Annotated in this window: 29 protein-coding genes and 2 pseudogenes; 9 read left to right on the top strand and 22 right to left on the bottom strand. The window is 67.2% G+C overall.

Features of this window, described 5'->3' with window-relative positions:
• Together E1262_RS27955 and E1262_RS27960 are read left to right on the top strand one after the other, a co-directional pair.
• Positions 1–525 (top strand): annotated as a pseudogene (locus E1262_RS27955) (hypothetical protein); the annotation flags it as partial.
• Positions 526–717: 192 nt separating this feature from the next.
• On the top strand, positions 718–939 hold the full coding sequence (locus tag E1262_RS27960; protein WP_026874431.1) for a BldC family transcriptional regulator: 222 nt from the start codon (positions 718–720) through the stop codon (positions 937–939).
• Between the two features lie 446 nt (positions 940–1,385).
• Here the strand turns inward: E1262_RS27960 and E1262_RS27965 are convergent, their stop codons facing one another.
• Both E1262_RS27965 and E1262_RS27970 read right to left on the bottom strand, forming a co-directional pair.
• Positions 1,386–2,435, bottom strand: coding sequence for an aldo/keto reductase (locus E1262_RS27965; RefSeq protein WP_132107632.1), 1,050 nt, complete (start codon positions 2,433–2,435; stop codon positions 1,386–1,388).
• A gap of 97 nt (positions 2,436–2,532) precedes the next feature.
• Positions 2,533–3,825: an IPT/TIG domain-containing protein gene (locus E1262_RS27970; RefSeq protein WP_162606123.1), complete on the bottom strand. Its 1,293-nt coding sequence runs from the start codon at positions 3,823–3,825 to the stop codon at positions 2,533–2,535.
• Positions 3,826–4,068: 243 nt separating this feature from the next.
• On the opposite strand from E1262_RS27970, the gene E1262_RS27975 reads away from it, so the two are divergent.
• The 4 genes from E1262_RS27975 (at position 4,069) to E1262_RS27990 (ending at position 6,825) form a co-directional block, all read left to right on the top strand.
• Positions 4,069–4,713 (top strand): alpha/beta fold hydrolase, encoded by a 645-nt coding sequence (locus tag E1262_RS27975; protein ID WP_132107634.1) that lies wholly within the window; start codon positions 4,069–4,071, stop codon positions 4,711–4,713.
• Positions 4,714–4,811: 98 nt separating this feature from the next.
• Positions 4,812–5,495, top strand: a complete 684-nt coding sequence (locus E1262_RS27980; RefSeq protein WP_132107635.1) for a hypothetical protein — start codon at positions 4,812–4,814, stop codon at positions 5,493–5,495.
• Positions 5,492–5,974: an HAD family hydrolase gene (locus tag E1262_RS27985; protein ID WP_132107636.1), complete on the top strand. Its 483-nt coding sequence runs from the start codon at positions 5,492–5,494 to the stop codon at positions 5,972–5,974. The genes E1262_RS27980 and E1262_RS27985 overlap by 4 nt, the downstream gene beginning before the upstream one ends.
• A gap of 116 nt (positions 5,975–6,090) precedes the next feature.
• The gene (locus tag E1262_RS27990; RefSeq protein WP_132107637.1) at positions 6,091–6,825 is read left to right on the top strand and encodes a hypothetical protein; all 735 of its coding nucleotides are present in this window, start codon (positions 6,091–6,093) and stop codon (positions 6,823–6,825) included.
• Between the two features lie 39 nt (positions 6,826–6,864).
• On the opposite strand, the pseudogene E1262_RS27995 reads toward E1262_RS27990, so the two are convergent.
• The 14 genes and pseudogenes from E1262_RS27995 to E1262_RS28055 all read right to left on the bottom strand — a co-directional run.
• Positions 6,865–7,110 (bottom strand): annotated as a pseudogene (locus E1262_RS27995) (transposase); the annotation flags it as partial.
• A 91-nt stretch (positions 7,111–7,201) separates the two neighbouring features.
• On the bottom strand, positions 7,202–8,302 hold the full coding sequence (locus E1262_RS28000; RefSeq protein ID WP_132107638.1) for a hypothetical protein: 1,101 nt from the start codon (positions 8,300–8,302) through the stop codon (positions 7,202–7,204).
• A complete protein-coding gene (locus E1262_RS28005) occupies positions 8,299–8,880 on the bottom strand; it encodes an RNA polymerase sigma factor (RefSeq protein ID WP_203454581.1) in 582 nt (193 codons plus the stop codon). Before E1262_RS28005 ends, E1262_RS28000 begins: the two co-directional genes overlap by 4 nt.
• A gap of 299 nt (positions 8,881–9,179) precedes the next feature.
• Positions 9,180–9,575 (bottom strand): hypothetical protein, encoded by a 396-nt coding sequence (locus E1262_RS28010; RefSeq protein WP_132107639.1) that lies wholly within the window; start codon positions 9,573–9,575, stop codon positions 9,180–9,182.
• 365 nt (positions 9,576–9,940) lie between these two features.
• Complete coding sequence (locus E1262_RS28015; protein ID WP_132107640.1) at positions 9,941–10,276, bottom strand: hypothetical protein; 336 nt, start codon at positions 10,274–10,276, stop codon at positions 9,941–9,943.
• On the bottom strand, positions 10,273–10,725 hold the full coding sequence (locus E1262_RS28020; RefSeq protein ID WP_132107641.1) for a hypothetical protein: 453 nt from the start codon (positions 10,723–10,725) through the stop codon (positions 10,273–10,275). Before E1262_RS28020 ends, E1262_RS28015 begins: the two co-directional genes overlap by 4 nt.
• Before the next feature lie 559 nt (positions 10,726–11,284).
• Complete coding sequence (locus E1262_RS28025; RefSeq protein WP_132107642.1) at positions 11,285–12,412, bottom strand: site-specific integrase; 1,128 nt, start codon at positions 12,410–12,412, stop codon at positions 11,285–11,287.
• Positions 12,412–12,624, bottom strand: a complete 213-nt coding sequence (locus E1262_RS28030) for an excisionase family DNA-binding protein (protein ID WP_132107660.1) — start codon at positions 12,622–12,624, stop codon at positions 12,412–12,414. The genes E1262_RS28025 and E1262_RS28030 overlap by 1 nt, the downstream gene beginning before the upstream one ends.
• Before the next feature lie 53 nt (positions 12,625–12,677).
• The gene (locus E1262_RS28035) at positions 12,678–14,105 is read right to left on the bottom strand and encodes a replication initiator (protein WP_132107643.1); all 1,428 of its coding nucleotides are present in this window, start codon (positions 14,103–14,105) and stop codon (positions 12,678–12,680) included.
• Positions 14,102–15,583, bottom strand: a complete 1,482-nt coding sequence (locus E1262_RS28040) for an FtsK/SpoIIIE domain-containing protein (RefSeq protein WP_132107644.1) — start codon at positions 15,581–15,583, stop codon at positions 14,102–14,104. The genes E1262_RS28035 and E1262_RS28040 overlap by 4 nt, the downstream gene beginning before the upstream one ends.
• A gap of 154 nt (positions 15,584–15,737) precedes the next feature.
• On the bottom strand, positions 15,738–15,929 hold the full coding sequence (locus E1262_RS28045; RefSeq protein WP_132107645.1) for a hypothetical protein: 192 nt from the start codon (positions 15,927–15,929) through the stop codon (positions 15,738–15,740).
• Positions 15,926–16,090, bottom strand: a complete 165-nt coding sequence (locus E1262_RS30650; RefSeq protein WP_162606124.1) for a hypothetical protein — start codon at positions 16,088–16,090, stop codon at positions 15,926–15,928. Before E1262_RS30650 ends, E1262_RS28045 begins: the two co-directional genes overlap by 4 nt.
• An 86-nt stretch (positions 16,091–16,176) precedes the next feature.
• A complete protein-coding gene (locus tag E1262_RS28050) occupies positions 16,177–16,704 on the bottom strand; it encodes a hypothetical protein (protein ID WP_132107646.1) in 528 nt (175 codons plus the stop codon).
• A 3-nt stretch (positions 16,705–16,707) separates the two neighbouring features.
• On the bottom strand, positions 16,708–17,112 hold the full coding sequence (locus tag E1262_RS28055; RefSeq protein WP_132107647.1) for a hypothetical protein: 405 nt from the start codon (positions 17,110–17,112) through the stop codon (positions 16,708–16,710).
• A gap of 130 nt (positions 17,113–17,242) precedes the next feature.
• On the opposite strand from E1262_RS28055, the gene E1262_RS28060 reads away from it, so the two are divergent.
• The 3 genes from E1262_RS28060 (at position 17,243) to E1262_RS28070 (ending at position 21,290) form a co-directional block, all read left to right on the top strand.
• Positions 17,243–18,085, top strand: a complete 843-nt coding sequence (locus E1262_RS28060) for a GntR family transcriptional regulator (RefSeq protein WP_203454583.1) — start codon at positions 17,243–17,245, stop codon at positions 18,083–18,085.
• Positions 18,082–18,771, top strand: a complete 690-nt coding sequence (locus tag E1262_RS28065; RefSeq protein WP_132107648.1) for an HAD family hydrolase — start codon at positions 18,082–18,084, stop codon at positions 18,769–18,771. Before E1262_RS28060 ends, E1262_RS28065 begins: the two co-directional genes overlap by 4 nt.
• Before the next feature lie 152 nt (positions 18,772–18,923).
• Positions 18,924–21,290 (top strand): P-loop ATPase, Sll1717 family, encoded by a 2,367-nt coding sequence (locus tag E1262_RS28070; protein ID WP_132107649.1) that lies wholly within the window; start codon positions 18,924–18,926, stop codon positions 21,288–21,290.
• A gap of 136 nt (positions 21,291–21,426) precedes the next feature.
• Here the strand turns inward: E1262_RS28070 and E1262_RS28075 are convergent, their stop codons facing one another.
• The 6 genes from E1262_RS28075 to E1262_RS28100 form a co-directional block, all read right to left on the bottom strand.
• Positions 21,427–21,837, bottom strand: coding sequence for a hypothetical protein (locus tag E1262_RS28075; protein WP_203454584.1), 411 nt, complete (start codon positions 21,835–21,837; stop codon positions 21,427–21,429).
• Positions 21,838–22,040: 203 nt separating this feature from the next.
• Positions 22,041–22,922 (bottom strand): DUF4231 domain-containing protein, encoded by an 882-nt coding sequence (locus tag E1262_RS28080; protein WP_162606125.1) that lies wholly within the window; start codon positions 22,920–22,922, stop codon positions 22,041–22,043.
• Between the two features lie 567 nt (positions 22,923–23,489).
• Complete coding sequence (locus E1262_RS28085; protein ID WP_132107651.1) at positions 23,490–23,813, bottom strand: ribbon-helix-helix protein, CopG family; 324 nt, start codon at positions 23,811–23,813, stop codon at positions 23,490–23,492.
• A complete protein-coding gene (locus E1262_RS28090) occupies positions 23,813–24,097 on the bottom strand; it encodes a hypothetical protein (RefSeq protein ID WP_203454585.1) in 285 nt (94 codons plus the stop codon). Before E1262_RS28090 ends, E1262_RS28085 begins: the two co-directional genes overlap by 1 nt.
• 33 nt (positions 24,098–24,130) lie before the next feature.
• Positions 24,131–24,448 (bottom strand): hypothetical protein, encoded by a 318-nt coding sequence (locus E1262_RS28095; protein WP_132107652.1) that lies wholly within the window; start codon positions 24,446–24,448, stop codon positions 24,131–24,133.
• Positions 24,445–24,996 carry a hypothetical protein gene (locus E1262_RS28100; RefSeq protein ID WP_132107653.1) on the bottom strand — a complete coding sequence of 184 codons (552 nt, stop codon included), beginning with the start codon at positions 24,994–24,996 and terminating at the stop codon, positions 24,445–24,447. The genes E1262_RS28095 and E1262_RS28100 overlap by 4 nt, the downstream gene beginning before the upstream one ends.
• Positions 24,997–25,120 lie beyond the last annotated feature (124 nt).

A 25,120-nucleotide genomic window follows, 5' to 3' on the forward strand; every position in this document is an offset into this window, starting at 1 on the left:
GGGTTGGGGCTGGGCGGCATCTTCGCGCCGATGAACACGGTGGCGATGCGCGACGTGGCGGGCCGCGTGGCCGGCGCGGCGTCCGGGGTGCTGAACACCAACCGGCAGCTGGGTCAGGTGGTCGGCAGTTCGGTGGCCGGTGCGGTCCTGCAGGGATTGCTTGCCAGCCGGCTGCATTCGCGGGCCGTTGCCGCCGCATCCGATTTGCCGGCCGACGTTCGTCAGCCGTTCGTCGACGGCTTCGCCGGGGCGGCGGAGGGAGGACTGCAGGTCAGCGGCGCGCCAGACGGAATTGACATGGCACTTCCACCGGGAGTTTCTGAAGAAGTCGCGGAAAAGATCGCCGAAATGGCCCACGATGTGTTCATACAGGGCTATGTTGATGCAATGAAGCCGACGCTGATCGTTCCGGTCGCCGCCGTGGCATGTGGGGCACTGCTGTGTCTCGCAGTCAAGGGCGGACGAACGAGGCGAGAAGTGGAGGCGGGTGGTGCCGGCACGCGGACGATCTCCGATGCCGGCTAGGCCGACCCGGCACGACTTGGGTCGGTTCGCGGCTTACGTGAACCTTACGTAGGCTAGAGACACCCTGGGTGGACATCAGCCGAATGGCTGGCTCGGGTCGAGCCGTACGGTCGGTGTCCTTCTCGGGGGTCGACAAGGTGGAATATCCGGTGTGGCGGGAAACCTCCCGCTATGGGATCTAAGGAGGTGACGATGGCGACCAGGACACAAGACGCCGAGCCCCTCCTCACTCCTGCCGAGGTGGCGGCCATGTTCAGGGTTGACCCGAAGACGGTGACCCGGTGGGCCAAGGCCGGCAAGCTCACGTCGATCCGGACGCTCGGTGGCCACCGGCGGTACCGCGAGTCCGAGGTGCGTGCGCTGCTCAACGGGCAAGGGTCCGCAGTGGAGCGCGTCGAGGTCGGCGAGCTCTAAGGGGTGAGAATCGTCCCACCATACGCTCGACCTTGCCGAGCGGGGGCGGTACACGGGGAAGTCAAGGCTGGGCCCGTAGGCGGCGGGCCAGGCCTGCGGCGGGGGCTGCGCGGGAACGCGTAACTAGAAGTCGTGTGACCTGTTGCAGGATCACACGAGGTCGGCGTCGCGAGCGCGATGAGGTCAGCCCCGGGTGGGGTGTGGCTGTACTGTCGCCTCGCAGTAGCCGCCAGGCGTCGACACGGGCGGCGGGTAGACCGGCCGCCCGTGTCCGCGACTTTCGACGGTCATTTTCTTTTCTCGCACATCTTCTTTCTGATCGGCCATTCGCACAGAATGCGCGATCCCCTATCCCGCACGGGGTTGATCACGTTAAGCAGGCGCGTTCACGCTCTGCGAGGCATGCATGCGCCTAGTGATGCGGGAGAACGCCTGGTGGCCGCCGCTCAGGCGGCGCTGCGTTCCGCGAGCGGACGGCGCCGGCGGGAAGGGTCGGACAGGGAGACCGGAGTCCAGGCACCGTCGGGGTGGTACGCGTTGGTCCCCGGCGGCACGATGGCGTCGATGCGGTCCAGCGTCGCGTCGTCCGGGGTGACCTCGGCGCCATCGAGCAACGACTCCAGCTGCTCCATGGTGCGCGGCCCGATGATCGTCGACGTGACGGCGGGGTGCGCCAGCGTGAACGCGATGGCGAGCTGCGGCAGGCTGCAGCCGACCCCGTCGGCGACCTCGACCAGCCGCTCGACGAGCTCGAGCTTGGCCGCGTTGACCGGCAGCGCCGGGTCGAACCGGCCGGGAGTCAGCTTGGCGCGTCCGGACGTGAGGTCGACGGGCCGGCCCTTGCGCTGGGCACCGGACAGGAAGCCCGACGCGAGCGGGCTCCAAGTCAGCACGCCCATGCCATAGCGCTGGCAGGTCGGCAGCACCGACCTCTCGATGCCGCGGGCCAGCAGCGAGTACGGCGGCTGCTCGGTCCGGAACCGCAGCAGTCCGCCCCGCTCGGCCGCGTGATGCGACTCGACGATCTCCTCTGCGGGGAACGTCGAGCATCCGAACGCGCGGATCTTGCCCTGGTGGACGAGGTCGGTCAGCGCGGACAGCGTCTCCTCGATGTCCGTGGTGTGGTCGGGCCGGTGGACCTGGTAGAGGTCGATCCAGTCGGTCTGCAGCCGGCGCAGGCTGTCCTCGACCGCCGTCATGATCCAGCGCCGCGAGTTGCCGCCGCGGTTGGGCCCGTCGCCCATGGGGAAGTGGACCTTCGTGGCCAGCACGACGTCGTCGCGGCGGCCCTGCAGCGCCTTGCCGACGATCACCTCCGACTCGCCCGCGGAGTACATGTCCGCAGTGTCGACGAAGTTGATCCCGCGGTCGAGCGCGGCGTGGACGATGCGGGCACTGTCCTCGTGGTCGGGGTTGCCGACCGCGCCGAACATCATGGTGCCGAGGCAGTAGGGGCTGACGTGGATGCCGGTGCCGCCAAGGGGCCGATAGCGCATGGCGCGACGCTACGGCTTGGAGCGCGCTCGAAGTCAAGAAGCGCCATAGCCGTGGGGGAGGCGGCACGTGCCGCCTCCCCCATGGGCAGCCGAAGACCTACGATCCGGCCGTGATGCGGCGACTGCGCCAGAAGAGCACCCCGCCCATCGCGGTCAATGCCACCGCTACCGCCAAGGCGGCCGCCGGTGCCGATCCGGTGTCCGGCAGTGGGTCGTCCAGTGCACCTGTATCGGACGGCGACGGCGCAGGGGACTCGGACGGGTCCGTGGCCGGAGGCTCCGTGGGCGTCGTCGTGGGCGAGGGAGTCGCCGTGTCTGTCGGGGTGGGTGTGGGCGTCGACGTCGCAGTCGGTGTGGGCGACGGGGACGGGGACTGCGAGGCCGCGACGTAGGTGAAGCCCTCGTCGAGGACCACGCTGCCGGCCGGGGTCGTGACGGTGACGGCGATGGTGCCGGCCGAACCGGCCGGGGTCGTGACGGTCAATCGCGTGCCTCCGTCGGTCGCGTCGACGTCGGTGCCCGGCTCGGTGCCGAACAGGACCTCGGTCTCGTCGGTGAACCCGCTTCCGGTGATCGTGACCGTGGTGCCGCCCGAGACGGAGCCCTCCTCAGGACTGACGGTCTCGACCTCCGGTGCCGGCAGCTCGATGGCGACCCCGTGGGCCCATCCCGCCGCGATGGCGCTGGCCGGACCCAGGTCCTCCGGCACCGTCGTCTGGCCCTGGGCCGGCCGCCCCCAGGCGTGGACCTCGCCGTCGCTCTCCAGGGCGAGGGCGAATGCGGAGCCGGCGGCGATGGCGACGACGTCGTCGAGGCCGGCCGGGACATCGGTCTGGCCGTCCTCGTTCTCGCCCCACGCGTGGACGTCGCCGTTGCTGTCGAGGGCCACGCTGAAGTGCATGCCCGCTGCGATGGCGACGACGTCGTCGAGGCCGGCCGGGACATCGGTCTGGCCCAGTTCGTTGTCTCCCCAGGCGTGGACCGTGCCGTCACTACTCAGGGCCAGGCTGTGGATTCGGCCGGCGTCGACGGCGACGACGTCGTAGACGTCAGCCGGCACGTCGCCCTGGCCCCAGGTGTTGTCGCCCCACGCGTGTACCTGGCCGTCGACGTCGAGCGCGACGGTGTGATACTCCCCCGCCGCGACGACGCGGACCGGCTCCAGGCCATCGGGAATCTCGGTCTTGCCGAGCGTGTTGCGCCCCCATCCGTAGAGGGCGCCATCGGCGTCGACTGCGAAGCTGTTGTCCAGCCCGGCTTCCACATCCACAACGTCGTCGAGGCCGGCCGGAACGTCGAGTTGCTGCACGGTGTTGCTGCCCCAGCCACGTACGTGGCCGTCCGCTGTGACCGCGAGCGTGTGGCCGAGGCCGGCAGCGATGGCCGTCACCGGCCCCAGGTCGTCCGGTGGAGTCGACTCTCCCGGAACATGACCGCCCCATGCCCGCACCGGCCCGGCCGGCATCTCAGCGGCTGCCGTCGCCATCGCCGTTCCGGCGAACACGCCTATCGTCAACACTGCCGCAGACCACCGTCGGCCTACTCGCATCGCCCACCTCCATAGGATCGGCGATACCTTACGGCAAGGCACTGGAAACCTCGCAAATCGGAAGGGATTTGATGCCTGGGCGGGATGCAGCTCGAGGATCCCGAAGGGCCGAATTCACAACGAGCTCGACTCTCGGCTGTACGGCCTCGAGGCCGACGAGCCTGCGGACGAGCGGATCGACGCGTTCATCGCGGCGCACTGGGCACGCACACCACGTGGCACCGAGTCGCGCCGCTGCTGGCCGAGCGGCACACCGTCGTCTGCCCGGACCTTCGCGGTCACGGCGGGTCGACCGGTCCGGCACCGGCGCCGGACCATGCGCCGCACTCGAAGCGGGCCATGGCGGCCGACGGCGTCGAGCTCATGCGGGCGCTCCGACATGACCGCTTCGCCGTCGTGGGCCACGACCGGGGCAGCTACGTCGCCTACCGGCTTGCATTCCACCACCCGGAGGCGGTGACGGCGCTGGCTGTGCTCGACTGCGTGCCCATCGGCGAGGCACTCGCCCGCTGCAACGCACGGGTCGCACAGGCCTGGTACCACTGGTTATCTCTCGCCCAGCCGGAGCGTCCAGAACGGTTGATCAACGCCGACCCGGACGGCTGGTACGAGGTCGGGGTCGCCGACGACGCCGACCGCGCTGCCGGTCCGTCACCACGTGGCCGAGGAGGCACCGGAGGAACTTGCCCGCGCCTTACTCGACTTCCTTCTCGCCGATGGCGGGGGTGAGACGCGATGAACGACAGCGGCATTGACGTGGGCTCGCTGGTGGCCGTCATCGGCCTCACCCCCATGGTCGGGATCGGGCTCGTACTGACGTTCACGACGTGGCGCGAGAAGGCCGACCGCCGGACGACGACGAAGCCGGGCCGGCGTTGGTGCGGTTCGGCAAGGCGCTGGGAACAGCGGACATCCGCTCGCTACCAGCGTGCGTTGCCGCACTGGCGCTGTTGGAACTCGGACTCGTGGCGAGTCTGCTCGAGGACGCTCTGCCTGGGGCCGCGAGCCGGGTGGCCGGCCGGCTCACCGTCCGGCTCGGCGCCGGCTTCGTGGCGATGCTGGTGATCGCGGCGAGCGTCGTGCTGTTCAACCGGCCAAGGATCGCCGTGCCACCCGCGTCGCGGGACGAGCCCGGCGCCCTGCCGCTGTGGTGGCGCAGCCGGAGGAAGCGGCCCCCCAGCGGCTCCCTGCGGCACTCCGTGAACGAGCTAGCCGAGATCGGACTCGTCAAGAAGGCTACCGTGCAGGTTCGCATCGGTGGTACGCCGCCGCCGTTCAAGCTCTACATCATCAACGACGCACAGGCATTCTTCGGCTTCTATCCGGTCTACGAGCGGCAGGTGGAACTTGCCGACGAACCCGCCATGATCTACGACCTTGGCGGCAAGGACACCGTGCTGTTCCATCACGCTGTGACTGACGACGACCAGTCGATGGGTTCGCTTTACGTTGAACAGGCCCGACGATGGTTCGACAGCATCTGGGCGATCAGCCGCGAGTACGCATCGTGACGACCGTGCCGAGAGTCCAGCTCTCCGACCTCATCGCAAGCACGAGCCTTGTCATGCTCGACTTCGACGGGCCGGTGTGCAGCGTCTTCGCCGGACTGCCAGCGCCAGAGGTCGCCGGGCGGCTACGGAGGGAACTTCGACGGCTCGGTGTCCGCGTGGACGAGAAGCCAGAGCGCGTCGGCGACCCGCTTTCTATCTACCGGCACAGCCGTGAGGGCGGGCCTGTGGTCGTGCATGCGATCTATGAGGCCCTCGTCGCTGCCGAGCTGGAGGCCGTCACCACCGCGACGCCAACGCCGGGCGCAGTTGATGTCATCGAAGCTGTGCGCGAGAGCGGGCGGCGTGTCGCGGTGGTCAGCAACAACGCTGCTGATGCCGTAGCCAAGTACCTACGGACGCATGACCTACTCGACAGCATTGACCACATCGCCGCACGGCGAGGGCCGAACTCGCCGACGTCCTTCGCGACACACGGCTAGCGAACTGACGGCACGATGCCGCTCAAAGCCCCGGGGAAAGCAGTAACCCCGGCGGCATGTCTTTCGACAGCGGCGACCGGGGTCTTCGATGACCACTATACGGGAAGGCAGGCTCGGTGAACAAACCCCTCGGCAGGATCGAACGGGCACTGTCCGCAGAGCGCCTGTCGCCCTACCGTCGCCACGGCGGCGACCTGCGCCGAGCAGTTGATCTCTACGAGTGGAACACTGCCGCGTCGGCGGCCATCTGGCTCGACATCGCCAACCTCGAAGTGCTGGTTCGCAACGCCATGCACCGCCAGCTCACCGACTGGGCCAAGGCGAACTACGGGCACGGCCGCTGGTATGACGACCCCGGCCGGGTTCTGTCCCCACGCCACCGTGACGACGTCGACTCCGCGCGTCAGCGCCTCAACCGGGCGGGCAAGCGGAACGACGCTGGTCGCATCGTCGCCGAGCTCGGGTTCGGCTTCTGGCGGTACCTCGTGGCGTCGCAGTACGACCGGGCTCTGTGGGTGCCGACTCTGCGCACCGCCTTTCCCGGTCAGCCGCGACGACGACCGGTGCACGACCGGCTCACCCGGCTACACCATCTGCGGAACCGGATAGCGCACCACGAGCCGATCTACCGGATGCCGCTGGCGCAGCACCTGTCCGACATGCTCGACGTCGTCGAATGGGTCGACCCCCGCCCTACAGAACTGGATCACCGGCCAGTCCACAGCAGCGGCCGTGGTCGCTCAGCGTCCCAAGCTCCAAGGCAACGCCTGAGTGGACGGATCACCTGCCCGGTGACCTGGCGCTGGCCGAGGTTGCGGCATCGGCTGGTGACGTCCCACCTGGTGGTGTAACTGATCTTCACCGTGGTCGGGTCAGCGAGTTGTTTTAGATCATGCCGTGAGCAGTGCGGGTGTGGCCACCTCCTGGGGCTGGCGGGTCGTCGGGTTGAGCTGGGCCATGGAGCCTTCGGATCGGTAGCGGCGGTCGCTGACCTGCCATTCGTCGTGGGTCTCGACCAGGACTGATCCGGCCAGGCGGAGCAGCGCGGCGGGGTTGGGGAACACGCCGACGACGTCGGTGCGGCGCTTGATCTCCTTGTTCACCCGCTCCAGCGGGTTGGTGGACCAGATCGACGTGCTCGCGTGCTCGGCCAGGTCGTCCCTGATGCGCTGGCGCACCTGCGGGTCGACTGCCCACGCCGTCGCGGTCTTGGCCGTTAGGCGTCACTCAGCCGAGCAGCGCCGGCTGGTGGCAGCTGAACAGCGCCCGCCAACCTTCGACCTCGGTGTCGCCGGAGACGACGAGGTCACGACCGCCCGGCAGGATGCCGTCGTCGACGATGCGGTTGAGGTCGGTCCAGAAAGCGGCCTGGTCGTGGCCGTGGATCTCGCTCTGGACAGGCCAGTCCGGGATGCCCGCGATCGCTGTCGTCGCCGTCGCCGCGGCGACCTCTTCGCCGGCGTCGGTGGCGCGGATCCACTCCTCGATCCAGGCGCACCGAGCCTCGTTCTCGACGGTGTAGGACAGCTGGTGCCGGCTGATGGCGCCGGCCGGCTCGGTGAACGCCAGGCCGTCCGGCAGCGCGGCGCCACCGAGCATCTCCTCGGCGACCGCCACCGCGTCCTCGGCCCGGATCACGTCGCCGGGCAGTGCGGACAGCCAGGTCCCGGCGTCGACCTGGGTGATCGCCGCGAGCACGTCCGCGTACTCGTCGTCGCTCATCGGTGAACGCCACGTGAGCATCTCGACCACGAAGTCGTTCTGCTGCCAGATGGTGTTGCGCTCGTCGTCCGGCCAGGTCAGGGTCACGGCCTCGTGGCCGGCCACGACGGCCTGGTCGGAGCTGGCGGCGTTCTCCTCGCGGTTGGCGACCATGGCGTCGAAGTCCGCCGATGCGTCCCACCTCAGGTGCAGGTGGTGCTCGCCGTCGGTGAGCATCATGGTCCCCTCGCCGGGCTCGATCTGGTCGGCGTCCTCGACCCGCCACCCGTTGGCGTCGATCAGCAGCCGCGGGGTCTGGTCGGCCATCTCAAGCGCCTCGGTGGCCCAGACGACGCGGTCGCGATCGCCCTGCACGGACACCAGCACGGTCACGCCGACGGCTGCCGCGGCAGCCACTCCGACGAGCCGGACCAGGCGTCGGGCATTGCGGCGCGGTCGCCGGCCGTGAGTGGTTCCGGCCGATACCGCTGGGGCGTGCACGGGGGCGGGCTCGGCGAGGATCCGGGCCAGCAGGTCGGCCTCAGCGGCGCTGCCGGTGAGGGTGGCGATCTCGTCGTCGCTGTGACGCGCGGCCCTGCGAACCAGCGCAGTCATGGGGTCGGTCACGATTCCTCCTGGTCGTCGTCGGTACGGGGTCCGGTCCAGCCGAGCGCTTCGAGCTCGGTGCGCAGCCGTTGGCGGGCGCGCTGCAGCCGGCTGCGCAGGGTCGACGGCAGCACCATCAGCACGGCGGCCGCCTCGGTAGGGGTCAGGCCCTCCCAGCTGGTCAGCTCGATCAGCTCACGGTCATCGTCGTCGAGGCGCGCCAGGGCGGCCCGGACCATCTCGACCTCGGGTCCGCCGTCGGGCCGGTCGCCCCGCGCCTGCGTGGTGAGGTGGTCACGCAGCCGGCCCGCCAGCACTGATCGGCGCCGGTCACCCCGGGTGTGGTTGGCCAGCACGCGCCGGGCGACGCCGTACAGCCAGAGCCGGGCGTCGTCGCCGGCGGGCACCTCGTCGATGCGCCGCCAGGCGACCATGAAGGTGTCGGCGATGACGTCGGCCGCGTCATCGGCGACGTCGACCCGGCGCAGCGCGTACGCGAGCACCGTCGACGAGTGGGCGGTGAACAGGGCCTCGAAGCGTTGCCGGCGTGAGGCCAGATGGTAGTCGACGGGGTCGGGGGCTCGAGTGGTCGCTGCCACGGTTTCCCTCTCTACACGGGACGTTGACGTAGAGAGATGTCCGGGGCCGCCCGCTGCGTCCCAAGCGGAGCCTGGTCGGCGCGCGCAGCACCGCGTCCGCGCCCGCCAGAGTCTCTCTGACCAGCCGCATCGCAGGTTGTGGAGCCGCCGGGAGTCGAACCCGGGTCATCCGATTTGTCAATGATCGCTGAGGTGGGTCGATAGCGGGGTCAACGTTGGCCCCGACGCCTTGAGCCTCAGACACGTCCGTGGGCGGTGGCGACGCGAGCCTCTGCGGCCCGGTCGCGTGAACTCGCTGATCACCGAGTGACGTTGCGTCGCTGACGACCGTAGAGCTCAGCCAACGCGGCAGCGTCGCGCTCCGTCCGACGGGCAGCGAAGCGGCCCTCCTCGACCCAATCGGCAAGCTCAAGGTCCATCTCTTCGGTGCCCACTGCGCGGACCAGGAACCCTGCCGCGATAAGAGCGATGCCACCGTCGTAACGAGCCCTCGCCGACCAGAGGCCCGCCATGTGTCCGGCCACCTGAGTGAGGATGTCCACGCGGCCATCAGCGAGCGCGCGCAACTCCGACGCGGCGTCGTCCGGAGTCGCCCCATCGAATGCTGCACGTCGAGCTGAGGCGTCGAGCTTGGCCGCCAGGATCTTGTCAGGGTCGGGTCTACGTCCACGTGCCACAGCCCAAGTCTCGAACATGCGTTCGATGATCACAAGGGCTTGCCCACTTGGCCCAGAAGGTCCCGGGTGCGCGACCCGGGTCAGACGGCGGTCCCGCCAGATGCAGGCCTCCGCCCGTCCGCAGGGATCGGGCGTATGGCCTCTCATGAGATCATCTGGCGGGACAGCCGTTCCGAATCTAGGGGCTGCCATTGAGCCAGGGGTAGGGGCCAGTCTCGACTGCGACCGCCAATATCACGGGCTTGGCGGCCGGAAGTGCTCGTCGGCGAACCTGGCAAATGCAAGTGCTTCGGACGCCGGTAGTCCCGCTCTTGCTGCGATGGCGAAGCCCATCGAGGCCATCGGCCCCGCGTCTTGAAGAAGCGAACGGAGATCTTCGACACCTATGCGGTCGGCGGGTGCTGATCGTCCTTCCTTCGTCGTGCACCGTCAAGATCGCGTGCCCGGCTGGCGGCATCGACGAGCGCTGCAGCGATGTCGGGCACGTACGGGGCCGCGAACAGGTACCCGGCGGTCGAGGCCCACGGCGTGGTGATGGTCAGCTCGACACACACCGACGAGTGCGGCTGGACCCGTTGCGCGACGTTCACGCCGACCAGGCCGGAACCACGGATCCCGCCGTTCACCGACGCAAGGTACTTGCGGTGGACGGCATGGCTGCCGGTTTCGTCACACCACTTCACTTGGCAGTCCGCGTTGCGGTCGTCGGCGGCGGTCACGAGTGGGCCTCCCGCTCGCGGTAGATCGTGCGCAGATCGCTGATCACGGACTCCATGTCCGTCAGCGACAGCCGGGCGGCGTCCATCGCGGCCTCGGCGCGGTCGACCTTCTCCCGATGCGCGGCCGCCGCCAGAGCTTCACCGTCCTGGCCGTACAGGAGGCCAGGCGACAGCAGCTCGATACCGCCGCCGCGCTGCTCGCACAGGTCGTTCAACCGCGCGCTGATCTCGGCATCGGTCGCGCCCGGCAGCCAGCGGTTGCGCACCTCGTCCAGCAGACGTGGGGTCCACATCGCCGCCTGCGCCACGTCTGCGATCTCCAACAACGCCCGGGCGAGCTGGCGGGCCTCCTTGACGTTCATGAAGAACCCGGCGCGCTGGCCGTCGCTGTCTTCCGGCGTGATCGTCACATCGATCTCAGCGTTGCCGCGCAACAGATGCGCCACCATCTCACCGACCGACTCGTCGACGAACGGCGCACGGGTGATGATCTCTCGCTTGTCGGGTTCCGGTACCTTCACCATGGGTCTCTCCCTGCGTGTTCAGGTTGGGATCAAGTCCCCGGCCCGGTGCTCACAACACCGGCCGGGGGCGACTGGGGGATGAGGTCGACCAGGCAGCCTGGCGGACCACGCGCCGTCGACCCTGCCATGTGTCCGCCCTGTCTGATATGCCGATGCGCGGGCGGCCATGCACAACAACGCCCCTGCTGCACGGCCGCCAAGTCCCCGTGCCGGAACCGGAACCCCGTTGCGGCAACTCGGCACGGGGGCGCAGCGGGTGCACAGAGCCTGACCGCATGCGGCGTGCAATATACGTGCGATACGGACCGGCGAATCAGGGGTAGTCGCGGTCTCTCACGGTCAACCAGCGCCGGATATTCGCACTGGTCAGTGGGTGGACAGGGGCGGGTTCGATCCGCCGACCTTCCGCTTTTCAGGCGCAAGCAAAACCGCAGGTAGACGGCCATGATCACGGTGATCATGCCCCACGCGTGCCCCATGTCCGTCACCCCTCCCTGGTCCTCGTCGGCATGATCTGGGTGCTGTTCGCCCGATGCGCCAGCTCGCTCAACGCCTTGGCGACCTCGGCGTCACGGCCGTCCAGAGCGTGAAGGTACCGGTTGGCCGCCGCCGTCGACGAGTGTCCGAGCCGCTTCTTGAGGTCCGCGAGCGTGGCGCCGGCGGCCGCCGCGAGGCTCTGCCCGGTGTGCCGCAGGTCATGGAACGCGATGTCGACGCCGACCTTGGTCCGAGCCCGGACGAACGCCTGGTAGACGGCGTTGCCCCGCATCTGCTTGCCGTCTCGGCCGACGAAGAACCACTCAGAGCCGGCCCACCGGTCGGCATGCTGGACCAGGAAGGTCAGCACGTGCGGCGGCACCGCGATCTCACGCTTGCCAGCCGGTGTCTTGGGCTCCTTGTTGTACCGCACCGGCGACTCCAGCAGCTCGACGTGGTTCTCGCGCACCCACACCGTGCCTTTGGTCAGGTTCACGTCCTCGCGCCGCATCGCACAGACCTCGCCCCGGCGTAACGCGCACCAGGCGGCCAGCACGACGGCGGCGCGGTAGCGCTCCGGGCTGATGGTCGTGATCAGCTCTGCCACCTGCTGGGGCGTGGCGATCTTGCGTTCACGGGACTTGACCGAGCTGGCGCCGGGGATCATGCACGGGTTGCGCGTAATCGCGTCGTCCCGGACAGCAGCGTTCATGACCGCCCGGAGGAACCGGTAGGACTGCGCGATGGAAGTCTTACCGCCGGTGCCTCTGATGGCGTTGGAGTACCACGACCGCACGACCGGCGGTGTGATCGCGACCAACGGGACATCCAACAACGTGACCATGTGGAGGCGCATGTTCCGCCGGCACGTCTCGGCCCAGCGCTGCCCCACGTCTGGGTTGTCGGTGAGGTAGGCCTCGGCGTACTCCTGGAACGTCCGCCGTCCCAGCTGATCGTCGAGCCAGGTACCGCGGCTGATGTCGGCCCTGACCCGCGCCAACCAGCGATCAGCGTCGGTCTTGGTGCCGAACGTGTCGGGCGCGTTCTGCCGGCGGCCGTTGGGGCCGATGAACGAGGCCTGGAAACGGCCGGACGGCAGCTTGCGCACCTTGCCGAACGGGCGCCGGCCGGCCATCAGCTCACCGCCCGGCCGGCGTGCCAACGGACTTCGGTCGGTTCAACGGTGCCAGCAGCGATGAACGCGGCGAGTGCGGACAAGGGGATGCGGACGTGGTGGCCGCCGACCTTGACGAAGCGGATGCGCCGTTCGGCGATGAGCCGCCGAGGAAACCGCGATGTGGTGCCGAGAATCTCGGCGGCCTCATCGACGGTCAACAGCCGATCCATGGTGAGGGTCCTTCCGTGAGACTGCGGATCTTCCTGCTGGGTGGTGGCCTCGCTCATGTCGTCGAGGCCTCGTCGGCGCGACGGATGCGGGCGAGGTTGGCCGAGCGTGTGGCGTTGGCTGCGGTCGCGGTGTCGAGGTAGCTGCGTCCGGCGTAGCGCCACTCGCCGATGACGACGGTTGTCGCCGTGGTGTCGTCGTCGGCCTGGTCGAGGTCGAGCACGTCCCGCACGTCGGCGTCCGTGGCGAGCTGGGCGCGCCGCTGTCGCCACTGCCGACGGGCTGAGCGGAGCGCGCCGAAGGTGACGGAGTAGGCGCGGGACTTGGTGATGGGGTGGCCGCGGTAGCCGAGGGTGGCGTAGCGGTCCTTCAAGCGCTGGTAGTCGTCGTGGATGGGGACGAGCTGCTGTGCGGCTTTGATGAGCCGTACGGCGTGCGGGGTGGCGCCGTGCTTGGCGGCGTGGCGGGCGCTGTAGAGCTTCCCTGCGACGGGGAGCCCGAAGTCCTCGGTCGACTTGGTCAGGTACTTGGCGAGGTAGGCGGCGACCTGGTGCGGGTGCGCCGGGCCGTCGTGGTTGTCGCGGCCGGCGTCGGGGGTGATGGTGCGCAGGTCGAGCTGACGGCCCCACCGCAACCTGAGCGTCTGCCCGCCGGGGATCGGGACGTCCTTGTGCGCGTGCGTCGCGGCATGCCGTACCGCCTCCTCGAGGTCCGTCACGGTGAGGCCGAGTCCTGGCGCCGTGGCCGGGCCGTCGGGTCCGTCGAGGCGGATGACGACATGGAAGTGCACGACGCCCCGCGCTTGGAACTCGGTGACCTTCGTGTAGGAGACCTTGGCCGCCTTCGTGAACGCCTTCATCGAGACGCCGGCGGCGCGGGCGAGGCGGCGACGCAGCGCCATGGTCAAGTACCGCCACAGCTGCGGCGCCCACCACTGCCACGCGGCGTGGGCGGTGTAGTCGTAGCACTCGAAGCACAACGGTTGCCCGACCTGCGGGTCGTCGGCGTCGTGCCGGCGCACACACGACAGCGGCCGGCCGTGCGGGCAGCGCGGCTTGTCTCGTCGCGCCCGGCACGGCGACGTGCGGCCGTTCGTGGGGCGGGTGTGGCGGTGAACGGCCCCGAACGACGGCGCGGTGAAGGTGGCGAACGTCGCCGGATGCTGCGCCACCGTCTCGGGGATGGTCTTGCCGCCGGCCAGGCCGCAGGACAGCAGGTGCCACGCGTCGCCCTTGTACTCACGGCTGCAGGACGGGCAGACCGCGGCGCGACGGTTGCCGCAGCGGACGTAGGTGTGCCCGTCCGGTTCGTCGTCGGAGGAGTAGGTGCGCACGACCTCACCCGTCCCGGCATGGATGGTGGTGGACGAGCCGGTGAGCCGGATGGGGTTGGTGCAGCCGCGGGCCTGCTGGCCGGCGCGGGAGTGGGACAGCGACGCCAGCTGGAAGACCAGCTCGGTGTGCGCCGGTGCGTGCACGCTCACGCGACTTCTCCCGTCGTGTCGTCGTCCTGGTCGTCGCCGTCGGTGACGACGGTGAAGCCATGGCGGGGCGGTGCTGGCGGTGGGGCGGGGTAGTCGCGGGCCATGGCGCGGATGTCGTCGTCTTCGACCCAGGTGAATCGGATCCGGACCGGGGTGGGGTCGCCGTCGACGAGGACGTAGCCGGTGCCGGGCTGGGCCTCGGGGATGGCTTCGGCGTGGGCGCCGCGTTCCCAGGCGTCCTTGCCCAGCACCATCTCGACCTCGGACGCGGTGTCCAGCCGCAGGGCGACCTTGGTGGGGAACAGGTTGCGGGCGTCGACGACAGACTTGCGGGGGTCCTGGACGAACGCGAGCACGGACACGCCGGCGGCGCGGCCTTGGGAGAGGACGACCTTGAGGGCCTTGTTGAACTGGTGCTTGAATTTGGTGTCGTCCTGGTAGTCGGTCAGGTAGGCCAGTTCGTCGATGATCAGCACGACGAATGGCTCCTCCGCGGTCGGGACGTGTTTGCGGGAGTGGCCGCGCAGCCGCTTGGAGCGCTGGCGCACGAGGTCGGCGGCGTCGTTGACGAGCTGGACCATGTCGCCGGGCTCGTCGTCGGCGGTGAACCGGGAGAACAACGCCCGGCCCATCGCCAGCTCGATCCCACCCTTCGGATCCGCACCCCACAGCTCCACGACGCCCGAGGGAACGGACGGCGCCAACGCTCGGACGGTCGACCAGAGCGCGGATCCCTTCCCGGAGCCGGTCGCGCCGGCGGTCAGCACGTGGCTGTAGAGCAGCCGAAGGCGGTACGGGCTGCCGTCTTCGGTGAGCCCGACCGGTAGCGCCTCGAAGTCGGCGTCCTGTGCGTCGAGCAGCATCGCGGGGATCGGTTCGGTGAGCATGTCTCCGGTGCTGAACAGCAGCGTGACCGTGCCGGGCTGGTCGGAGCGGACGCGGACCTGTGGGGAGCCGAACGCGTGCGCCAGGGCGTCGGCGCGGTCGGCGTAGTCGGCGGGCGATTGGCCGGCGAGCAGCCGAACGTGCAGTGCGTCGGCGCCGGGGTAGGCGGTCACGCCGATCAGCTCGGGCGCGACCTGGCGGCCGAACGCGCCGGGGATCGAGAGCCCGCAGCCGGCGGCGATGGTGGGCCAGTGCTTGCGGTAGATCCGCCGGTACCGCCGCCGGCGGCGCACGCGTGCGGCGACCTGTTCCGCGGATTCAGGGTGTGCGAGTCGCCACATCACCCACGTGATGAGCGGGAGCACGAGGAGTAGGACCAGGCCGCCCGTGCCGAGGATCGAGTATGCGAGCAGCAGGACGCAGCCGGCGGCGAACACCTGGGGGAGCTTGCGCAGCAGCATCAGCGGCGTAAGGGTCACCCAGCCCAGGCCGCGGAGCAGCCGGCGGATCAGCGAGTCGTGGTCCAAAAGGTTCTGTGCGAAGGTCGCGAGGGTCTTGATGGTCTTCGGGGTCAGTACGGGTCGGGGAGTCATCGAAGTTGTCCTTGGGGGGCTGTCAGGGCCGCGTGCCGGGCGTGGGCGGCGGCGTGGCAGGAGTCGCAGACGGTGTCGCCGGTGCCGGGGTGGAACCACGCCTCGACGGCATCCACCGGGCGGCCGCAGTCGGAGCAGGTCACGAGGGCCGACATCAGGCGACCGTCTTACGGGGCCGGCGCCGGGTCGTCTTCTTCGGTGTGGCCGGCGGCGCGGGCGTGCAGGCGTCGCAGACCGTGTCGGGCTGGGGCGAGCTGGTGCGGCCGCAGGCCGGGCACGGGAACAAGTAGGCGGTCTCGCTGGTGCGGAACGGCAGCACGCCGAACAGGACCGGCTGCCCGTTCACGGGCGATCACCGCAGCGGGTCACCGAGGCGTCGCGGCTCGCATCGGACCGCTCGGCCTTGATCTCGTCGGCGCTGACCATGAGGACGACGACGGTCAAGAGTTGGGCGAGGACGACGCCGAGGGCGGCGACGGGGAGTCGCCAGGTCGTAGGGTGGGACACACCAATCCCCTCCATTCGGGGGTGTTGATTGGGCCACCGGGGACGGGGTTGGTTTCCTAGGCCTGTCACCCGTCCCCGGTGGGGTCTCATCGCGGGACGGCGGGAGATCCTTCGCCGTTCGTCGCGTCGCTCACGGCGGCCAGCCGCGCGATCAGCGCGTCGTCACTGGCCGCCGGGTACAGCCACACCGGCAGTTGGGCGTGCACGATTGCGAGCCAGTCGGCGAGGACGGCGGCGCCGCGCTGGTCGAACGACACATCCGCGGGCGACCAGGCCACCCGGCCGCCGAGGGTTGCGACCAGGCGGATCAGGTTCTTCTCACCGCTGGACATCACGCCGAAGGCGCGGACCTGCGGCGAGGCCTGCGGACCCTGCGCGTGCCACTCCCAGAACGCCGCGTCGTCGTCCGGGGCCGGGTGCCGGCGCTCGTACTCCACCCACGCGGCACCATCGCCGTCGCTGTCGTTCACGGCCTGGGTGAGGACGTCGAGCCAGTCCTCACGCCGGTCGATGGGGCCGGCGATCCGCTCGACGAGCTGCCGCACCCACCGATGCTGGGTCGCCAGCCAGTCGGCGGCCGCGTACGGGTCGGCGGGAACCTCGATGACTGTCATGGGTCAGGCCGCCTTGTCGCCGCTGCCGGATGTCGTCTTGCCGGCGTCCTTGCGCGGCGTGTGCGACGCGATCCCGCCGGCCCGCCATGACTCGACCAGCTGGCCGGCCTTCGTCGCGCGCGCCGACGCGGTCAGGTCGCCGAACTCGATCGGGGAGAAGTCCGCGATCTCTGGCTTCAGCGGCGCCGGCACGATCACCTGTGCGCGAGCCGACAGTTCGTTCCCGAACGACACCGTTCGGTAGATGACCTCGACACCCCACAACGGCATCCGCGTCTCCTCATCGAGCGCCTGACGCTCGGACTGCCGACGCGATCCGTCCGGGGTGTCCTCCCACTCGTGCACCGCGTTGACGACGCCGGTCGCCGTCATCATCTGCCGCTTGCTGTCCACTGCATAGGTCGCCATGACCTCGCCCTCCCTGGGCTCTCTGTGCGCCGCTCTTCACGACACAACCAACATAGCCAGGCTAACTAGGCAGGCTAGGCAAGTCAAGGAATTTGTCTAGGTTGGCTGGCTTACCGATATCCTGAAAGGCATGGCACTTGACCCGGACGACCCGCGCCCGCCGTACATCCAGGTCGCGAACGCCCTGCGTGCGGCGATCTTGACCCGCAAGTACGCGCCCGGCGAGAAGCTGCCGTCCGGGAGCAAACTGGCCGAGACCTACGGCGTGGCACGCCAGACTGTGCAGAACGCCTTGGACATCCTGCGCGACGAGAAGCTGATCGTGTCCCGGCAGGGGAGCGGCGTGTTCGTGCGCGAACGCACAGAAAGGCCGGTCGGCCTGCGCCCGCACCTGGAGCAGGCCTTCGAAGGCGGCACGGTCCGGGTCGACTTCGCTGGCTACACCGGCGAGACGCTGCACGGGGCGATGCAGGAGCCGTTGGACAACATCAGGTCCGGCCGGCTCACGCCCCAGGAGATCAGCATCCGGATCCTCGTCGCCGACACCACGATTCCGTGGACCCTGCCCCGCCGCGTCGACGAACCCGGCGACTACCCGCCTATCCGCGAGCGCATGGCCGACATCGCCGTACGGCACATCGAGTCGCTACGGCATTCGGTAAACGAGCTGGCCGAGATCGGCCTCGTCAAGAAGGCCAACGTCGAGATGCGAGTGCACGGCACGCCGCCGATGTTCAAGCTCTACATCATCAACGACGCCCAGGTGTTCTTCGGCTTCTACCCCGTCTATGAGCACCAGGTCAGCCTTGGCGACGAGCCCACCACCATCCTCGACCTCGGCGGCAAGGACACCATCCTGTTCCACCACGCCGCCACCGACGACGACGAATCCATGGGGTCCCAGTACGTCGCCCAGGCCCGCCGCTGGTTCGACAGCATGTGGACCACCGCCGGCCGCGAGAACACCCCGTGACCCCCGCGACGAACCAGCAGCTCGCCGAGCTGATGTCCGGCGTCGAACTCGTGATGCTCGACTTCGACGGCCCGATCTGCAGCGTCTTCGCCGGTCTACCCGCACCCGTCGTCGCCGAACGCCTCCGAACCTCGCTTCGTGGGCTGGGCGTGTCGATGAGTTTGGAGCTGGAACGTGACGAGGACCCACTGTCGATCTACCGCCGGAGCGCGACCTTTGGACCCGCGATTACCGCGCAGGTCTACGAGCATCTTGTAGCTGCCGAGATCGAAGCCGTTGGGTCTGCGGAACCAACCGCCGGAGCGACCGAGGTCATCTACGCGGCCCAGGCAGGTGGCCGGCGCGTGGCCATCGTGAGCAACAACTCGGCGACAGCCGTTGAGTCGTACATAAAACGCCACAACCTCGCCTCATTCATTGACCACGTCGCAGCACGCCGAGCCCCGGATCCAACTCTTATGAAGCCCAGTCCGGCCTATCTCGTGGAGGCTGGGACAGCGCTAGGCGTGCCCGCCGATGAGTCGGCGCTAGTCGGCGACTCCGTGACTGACATCGAGGCCGCCCTCTACGCTCGCGTGCACGCCATCGGGTATGCCAACAAGGCGGGAAAGCATGAGCGTCTCCTCGCTGCCGGAGCGGAGGCGGTCATCAGCACCATGACCGACCTGGTACATCTGCTGAACTAGCGCTGGAGTCACCAGCGCGCTGGTCTAACGCGTGCTGACACCACATGCCTGCCCATGCCGACTCTCGGCGTGAGTCTCCTCCTTCCGCCCGACCTCTGTACGGGCATCCAGATTTGATATAGCGTCTACACATCGCCAGTCCGGGGGGTAGGATGCCCACAGTCTTCTTCGGCTATGCAAGTAAGCCCGAACTAGCGCGGGAAACCCTGCACAACGCAAGCAGGCTGATCACAGCAACCGGCGTCGTCACCGCGACGACATGGGAAGATTTAAATGTCGGCGGCCGGATCATAATAGATCGAATCCTGGAACAGATTGACCAAGCAGACGTGGCCGCATTTGATGTAAGCATGGCCAATCAAAACGTCCTGTTCGAACTCGGATATGCGATCACCCGCGGAAAGCATATTTGGCTCCTTCTTGAGGAGATCGACCGTGAGGCTCGCCAGAGATGGCGACAGTTCAGACTGCTGTCAGCTGTCGGATACTCGGGCTGGTCCAACTCCGATGATATTAGGGGCGCATTCCTGCGCGAGAGTCCCCACAATTCAAATTCATCGCTCTATGACGATCTCATCGAGCCAAGCCTCACCCCTGAGGTCGAAGGGTCGCTCTTCTACCTACCATCATTCCATGCAACTGAAGCAAGCAAGAAGCTCGGTAGGCGCCTCGACCAGGAGAGCCGACGCGGAATACGCCTCCTTAGCGCGGACCCGACCGAATCTGCGCTAAACCCTTTGGCCTGGTATGCACAAAAGGTCTACGAGACCGCGGGCACTATAGCGCACTTCGTCGCCGACAGGAGGGACCTTGCTTGGCTGTACAACGGCCGAGCCGCCCTTGTAGCCGGGATGGCCGCAGGTTTTGAGCGGCCGCTGCTCATGGTTGCGGAGGAAGACTACAGTCCGCCCGTGGACTATATGGAACGGTTGGCCGTCTACGACTCTGCGGGCCAGTGTCAAGATTACGCAGATCAATGGCTAGAAGGCCTTGACCTGACACCACGGAAGGTCACGGCGGGACGGCGAGTAAAGCTCGCAACCGAACTTCGTGGGCTGCGATTCGGCGAACACGTCGCGGAAAACGAGGCCGACTTATTATCGGACTACTTCGTAGAGACGGCCGCGTTCGACGAGGTCATTAGTAGCAGGAATGCGCTTTTTGTGGGGCGCAAGGGAACCGGAAAGACGGCCAACATGCTTCAGGCCGCGGCAAGACTGCGGGGGGACGCAAGGAATCTAGTTGTAGTAATAAAGCCCCAGTCGTACGAGATGGAGGCTTTGGTAGCACTGCTCGGCCGGCTCCCCACCAACGTGACATCGTATGCGGTCATGTCGCTATGGAGCTTCTTGCTTCAATCCGAAATCGCGCGTTCTGCGACGCTTGCTATAACTAATCGATCCGCGGGCGTACCGAGGACTGAAGATGAGAATGAACTGGTCAGCTTTGTCGAGGCTGCCAGCTTCGGAATCATGGAGGAGTTCGCAGTTCGCTTTGAAAGAACCGTCTCGTCCATCGCAGAGTCAGGTGTGCTTGACGTCGGCTCGATCGGTGAGGGCCGGGATGCCCTGAACGAAGCGTTGCATTCGGAGGCCATCCGCGTGCTCCGTCGGCTTGTTGGGCCCGTACTAAAAGGTCGGGAACGCGTAGCGATTCTTGTCGACAACCTGGACAAGGCTTGGGACAAGAAGACGGACCTCGACGCAGCAGCTCAACTGTTGCTTGGCCTGCTTTCTGCCGTTGGGCGGGTGAGCGTCGAGTACGGTAAAGAGGATTTCTGGCGTGATCGCATAGAACTTTCTCTCGCAATATTTCTGCGCAGCGACATCTACGCCCACCTTCATAGGGCGGCGCGCGAGCCCGATAAGATTCCTACCACCGTCGTTGATTGGCGCGATCCGGACTTGCTCTTCCGGGTAATTGAAGAGCGATTCCTCGCCATGCGGCCCACGACGTCTGGTGCAGACGAGCTTTGGGGACGGTTCTTCTGCGCTACGATTCGCGGCCGGCCGCTCCGTGACTATCTTGCGTGGCGCGTGCTTCCCCGGCCGCGCGATCTCGTGTACATATGTAATGCGGCGACGATTTCGGCCGTTAACGCGCGCCGTGATCGAGTAGAAGAGCAGGACTTCATTGCGGCGGAACTGAACTATTCGCAGTTCGCTCTGGAAGCGCTACTCGTCGAGAACGGGATTACGGTAGCTGAGCTTGAGGACGTACTCCTCGAATTTGCTAGTGGACCCGCTGTAGCGCCCAAGAGTGACGTTCTTGCTCAGATCAGGAGTGTCGTCAAAGATCAAGGGCGTGCTGAATCCGTGCTAGCACGGCTGGAGGCAGTATCGTTCTTGGGGCTCTCGCTGGGCGATAGCCGACACACGTTTCCTGAGGTCGGCGCCGAAAGAAAGCGGGACGAGGTCATCGCTCGGAAGTTCGCCGAGAAGCGGGGCCTTGACGTGGAGCTAGTGGTGCACCCCGCCTACAGGCCATACCTGGAGATTGAGGATCCGATGGAGCCTTGATTGGCTTTGCGGCGGACCAGCACACATCTCCCCGTAGTCGGCTCGCATAGGTCGGCGACTATGCGTAGCCGGCCGAGGACATCGCGACCATACCAACGGCTGCTTCACGTCTCCCCGGCCTGGCGTTCGCAGCGCCCTATGGGCGTACTTTAGTATGGCGCGCGATAGGTGCTGTGCGCTTCTCGAAGGCTTGTTCGATGAAGCCGTCCGGCGCTTCTGCGAAGTCCTCCCAGGACGTCAACACACAGTAGCGCTCATCCTCGGTGTGCGAGCATTTCCCGTTGGGAAGGTAATAGTTGTAGCTGAACTCACTGATCGTAGTCTCGGTATTGATCTTTACCGAATTGTGCGAGTTTCCACAGCTGTAGCATTGGTAGGTGCCGCCGTAGACACGGTCCTGCATGTCGGGCAGGACAATTCCGAGGATACCGTTCTTTGAATGTGCAGTGGTCGTGTAGAGGGACGCCTGCAGCTCGCGCTTAATGAATCGTTGCTCGTGCTGTCCCCAGCTCTCGGCACTGTAGAGTCCGATAAGGAATATCGTCACTGTGGAGTCGTAAAGGTAGTCTGACCTAATTCTCTGCATGATCTAGTCCTCATTCTCAGAGTTAATAGGCTCGTTTAGCGACTTATCGATGATGTCAAGATTATCCATCTCCTGGATGGCCGTCTTGTGCGCTTCATCCTCAGTCTTGAATGAAATGTATACTTTTCTAGCCACGCTGGCCCCCTGTCTGTATTTCGACTCAACTACTCGACGCCGCGAGAAGCCAGCCACATAGTGTGTTCCCTGCTGATGGCCTCTTCGGCATTGGCGACAGCTTGCGACCAGTCCTCGGCCTCAACGTCGCGAAGCGCATCCTCCTGCAACGCAAGCTCAACAGCGGCGATACGGTACGCCGATGCCAGTTGAGAATACTGTTTAAGTACAAGCCAAGCGGCACCAGATGCGACAATGGCGGCAATCAAACCAGCGAAGTCGATCGGATCCTCTGAGCCGATAGCGGCGCCTGCGGCGGCGACTGCGGTGATTTCACCGGCCAGAAGGAGATAGCGCCACCTCCTTGCCCATCGCGCACTTGCGCTTCCCTTGTTGGAGTACCATTGCTTTTGGTCTTGCGTGCGGAACTTTACGTAGGTCGCTCGCTGAATCTCCAACTCTGACGAACGTAGTGCCTTCATCGAGTCAGTGACCGCTGCAGGCCTCGGATCTAAATCGAGCCGATCTTTTCCCTTGCTGACAACCTCCGTAATGCGCGCCCGCAGGAGTGACGCGGCGGCGGTAGAGGAGAGGCTTGGCTCGAATGGCTCGGCTCCGACGGAATATCGCCAAGCGAGGGTTTTGATGGACTCAGCGAGCGCGCGGCCGGAGTACCAGTCCCTTTCCGGTTGAAGTGTAATCAAGAGAATTTCGGCGATTGCGGCCAGCGTGAAACAACCGAGTATCGCCCATGCAAATGGGTTGCTATCGAGGGTGGTGCCGATGGCCCCGAATGTGGCGGCAGCCAGCAGCGAGACGAGCCGGGTCGCGCTGAGTGCGAGATAGCTCTTCTGGGCCTTACGGGAGGCCGCATCTGCCGCATGAAAGAGGCCCGGCAGTTCGATGTCATCATGGGCGTGATGCCCTCGCATAGCCGACTCGTTAGAGCGCGAGTTCATCGCAGCCCTGCTTCTGCGACGGAGTGCGCGTTGGCTGGGAGGTGACGGGCCATGGAGTGAGGCTAGCGAGGACCTCTGACACTTGACTGGCGACACCCCTGGGGCCAAGGCAGTGGGGCATTGGGGCGGCTGGGCATTGGGGCGGCTGGGGGCGGCCTGCGGTGAGAACTTTCTGTACTCCGTCAAGGCGGCTCGCTGCGCTCGCCGCGGGCCGCCGGCTCCGAGCCGGGTCGGGCATGCGGCCTGGCGGCCGGTCCCTCCCGCGGCTCGACCGGCGGCCGCCGGACATGACGATGGGCGGGCAACAGTGAGTTCGTCACCGTCGCCGGCCCCCAAGCATTGGCCGAGCTGCGCGGTCAGGGGTCGTCCCCCTCATGCCGCGATTGTCCGGCCTCCACTACGCGCGTCAAGGGCACTCCGCTGCGCTCCGTGTCGCTGCGCGATCGACTTCGTCGACCCTGGACACGCTTCGCTGCGGCCTTGGGGGCGGCAGTTATGAGGAGGACGCCGCAGAGTGGGCACGACCCCTGACCTCGACGCCTATGCGGCGCCGTCGTGATCGATGAAGCGACGCAGGTCATCGGCGTCAGCGATGAGCCGGTTGATCGCGTCCTTCAGTGTGGCGTTCTTCCGAGCCGCCAGACCGGACAGCACCAGGCCGCGGATCATCGCCGACACGGGAACATCGGCGTCGCGGGCCAGCTGCTCGACCTGCGCGTACTCGGCCGCCGGCAGCCGAACCGACTGTACGACCGAGCCGGCCAGGTTCGGCCTCGTCACGACAGTGTTCTCCGGGTACGGGTCGTCGCGCGTGGCTTCAGACTCGTCCTGGATCTCCTTGATCTTGTCCTCGATCTTGCTCATCATCGCCTCCTTCTCATGTACTCGCGCCGGTCGGTGGTGTTCGAGGGCCATCCGTTGGCGCCCCACAACCAGGTCACTTCCGGGTCGCGGACCACGATCACCGTGAGCAGCTCGTCTCGCGACGGGCAGTATCCGATGACCCGGATGCTGTCGCCGGACTTGCTCTTCGGGTCCGGGTCGAGCACCGCGGCCAGCGGGTCGGCCAGCGCTTCGTTCGCCTCCGTCACAGTCACCTGGTGCCGGTCCCACATGTGCGTGGCGCCGTGCGTCCAGTCCACGTTCATCTACTACAACCCTACTACGAGTAGTGACAGTCGTCATTCGTTGTTGCCCTGCCGGATCGCGTGCAGCTCCGTCGCTCGCTCGGCGGCCTCGGTCAGCGCCACCGCGATGTCAGCCACGCAGGATGCCGCGAACAGGTGGCCAGCAGTTGAGGCCCATGGCGTGGTGACCGTCAGCTCGACGCACACCGTCGCCCGCGGCTGGACCCGCTGCGCAAGGTTCACGCCGACCAGTCCAGCGCCGCGGAGACCGGCCGGCAGCGACGCGATGTACTTGCGGTGCACCGCGTGCGTGCCGGTCTCGTCGCACCACTTCACCGAGCAGGCCGCGTTGCGGTCGACCGCCCCGGTCACGGGTGACGCTCCTGCTCTGCGATGTAGAGCTGCCTGACCTCGTCAAGCGAAGAGCGCAGCTCAGTCAGCCGGTCCGCGAGCTCCGGCACCCCCGACAGCGGCTCGGCGTTCTGCTCGATCAGCGCCATCGAGCGTTCCAGCGTCTCGATGTGGACCTCGACAGCGAGCGCTCGCCCGGCGGCACGATCCAGCCGGCCGCGGAACCCGATCACGAGCCCGCCCCACCGGCGATACAGCCGGTCCAGCCGCTCGATGATCTGCTCGTCGGTCATGCCCGGCAGATACGCCCGCGCCTCCGCGAGGATGGTCGGGGTCCAGCCGGCCCGCTGCACCTGGTCGGCGATGCGATGCAGCTCGTCGGCCAGCTCGTGCACCTCGGCCGCGGTGAGGCCGAACTGCGCGTACTGACCGCTGTCCTCCGGGCGGATCGTCACATCGATGGTCGGGCCTTCCTCATCGTGGTACGCGACGATCTCTCCGATGTCATCACTCACGAACGGAGCACGGGTGATGATCTCCCGCTTCTTCGGCTTCGATACGGTGACCATGGGTCTCCTCCTGGCTAGAACAGGGTGGGATCAAGTCCCCGGCCCGGTGTGTCCGCACCGGCCGGGGGCGACTACAAGGAATGAGGTCGATCCCGCCTGCGGGTGGGCCACGCGCCCGGCGCAC

This window comes from Jiangella aurantiaca, from assembly GCF_004349105.1.
Taxonomy (GTDB): domain Bacteria; phylum Actinomycetota; class Actinomycetes; order Jiangellales; family Jiangellaceae; genus Jiangella; species Jiangella aurantiaca.

What these genes read in the sequence shown, in the direction of transcription:
- E1262_RS27960 (WP_026874431.1), top strand. Translation starts at nt 718, where the DNA reads ATGGCGACCAGGACACAAGACGCCGAGCCCCTCCTCACTCCTGCCGAG.
- E1262_RS27965 (WP_132107632.1), bottom strand. Translation starts at nt 2,435, where the DNA reads ATGCGCTATCGGCCCCTTGGCGGCACCGGCATCCACGTCAGCCCCTAC.
- E1262_RS27975 (WP_132107634.1), top strand. Translation starts at nt 4,069, where the DNA reads ATGCAGCTCGAGGATCCCGAAGGGCCGAATTCACAACGAGCTCGACTC.
- E1262_RS28010 (WP_132107639.1), bottom strand. Translation starts at nt 9,575, where the DNA reads ATGTTCGAGACTTGGGCTGTGGCACGTGGACGTAGACCCGACCCTGAC.
- E1262_RS28020 (WP_132107641.1), bottom strand. Translation starts at nt 10,725, where the DNA reads ATGGTGGCGCATCTGTTGCGCGGCAACGCTGAGATCGATGTGACGATC.
- E1262_RS28025 (WP_132107642.1), bottom strand. Translation starts at nt 12,412, where the DNA reads ATGGCCGGCCGGCGCCCGTTCGGCAAGGTGCGCAAGCTGCCGTCCGGC.
- E1262_RS28030 (WP_132107660.1), bottom strand. Translation starts at nt 12,624, where the DNA reads ATGGATCGGCTGTTGACCGTCGATGAGGCCGCCGAGATTCTCGGCACC.
- E1262_RS28040 (WP_132107644.1), bottom strand. Translation starts at nt 15,583, where the DNA reads ATGACTCCCCGACCCGTACTGACCCCGAAGACCATCAAGACCCTCGCG.
- E1262_RS28050 (WP_132107646.1), bottom strand. Translation starts at nt 16,704, where the DNA reads ATGACAGTCATCGAGGTTCCCGCCGACCCGTACGCGGCCGCCGACTGG.
- E1262_RS28055 (WP_132107647.1), bottom strand. Translation starts at nt 17,112, where the DNA reads ATGGCGACCTATGCAGTGGACAGCAAGCGGCAGATGATGACGGCGACC.
- E1262_RS28060 (WP_203454583.1), top strand. Translation starts at nt 17,243, where the DNA reads ATGGCACTTGACCCGGACGACCCGCGCCCGCCGTACATCCAGGTCGCG.
- E1262_RS28070 (WP_132107649.1), top strand. Translation starts at nt 18,924, where the DNA reads ATGCCCACAGTCTTCTTCGGCTATGCAAGTAAGCCCGAACTAGCGCGG.
- E1262_RS28080 (WP_162606125.1), bottom strand. Translation starts at nt 22,922, where the DNA reads ATGCGAGGGCATCACGCCCATGATGACATCGAACTGCCGGGCCTCTTT.
- E1262_RS28085 (WP_132107651.1), bottom strand. Translation starts at nt 23,813, where the DNA reads ATGAGCAAGATCGAGGACAAGATCAAGGAGATCCAGGACGAGTCTGAA.
- E1262_RS28090 (WP_203454585.1), bottom strand. Translation starts at nt 24,097, where the DNA reads ATGAACGTGGACTGGACGCACGGCGCCACGCACATGTGGGACCGGCAC.
- E1262_RS28100 (WP_132107653.1), bottom strand. Translation starts at nt 24,996, where the DNA reads ATGGTCACCGTATCGAAGCCGAAGAAGCGGGAGATCATCACCCGTGCT.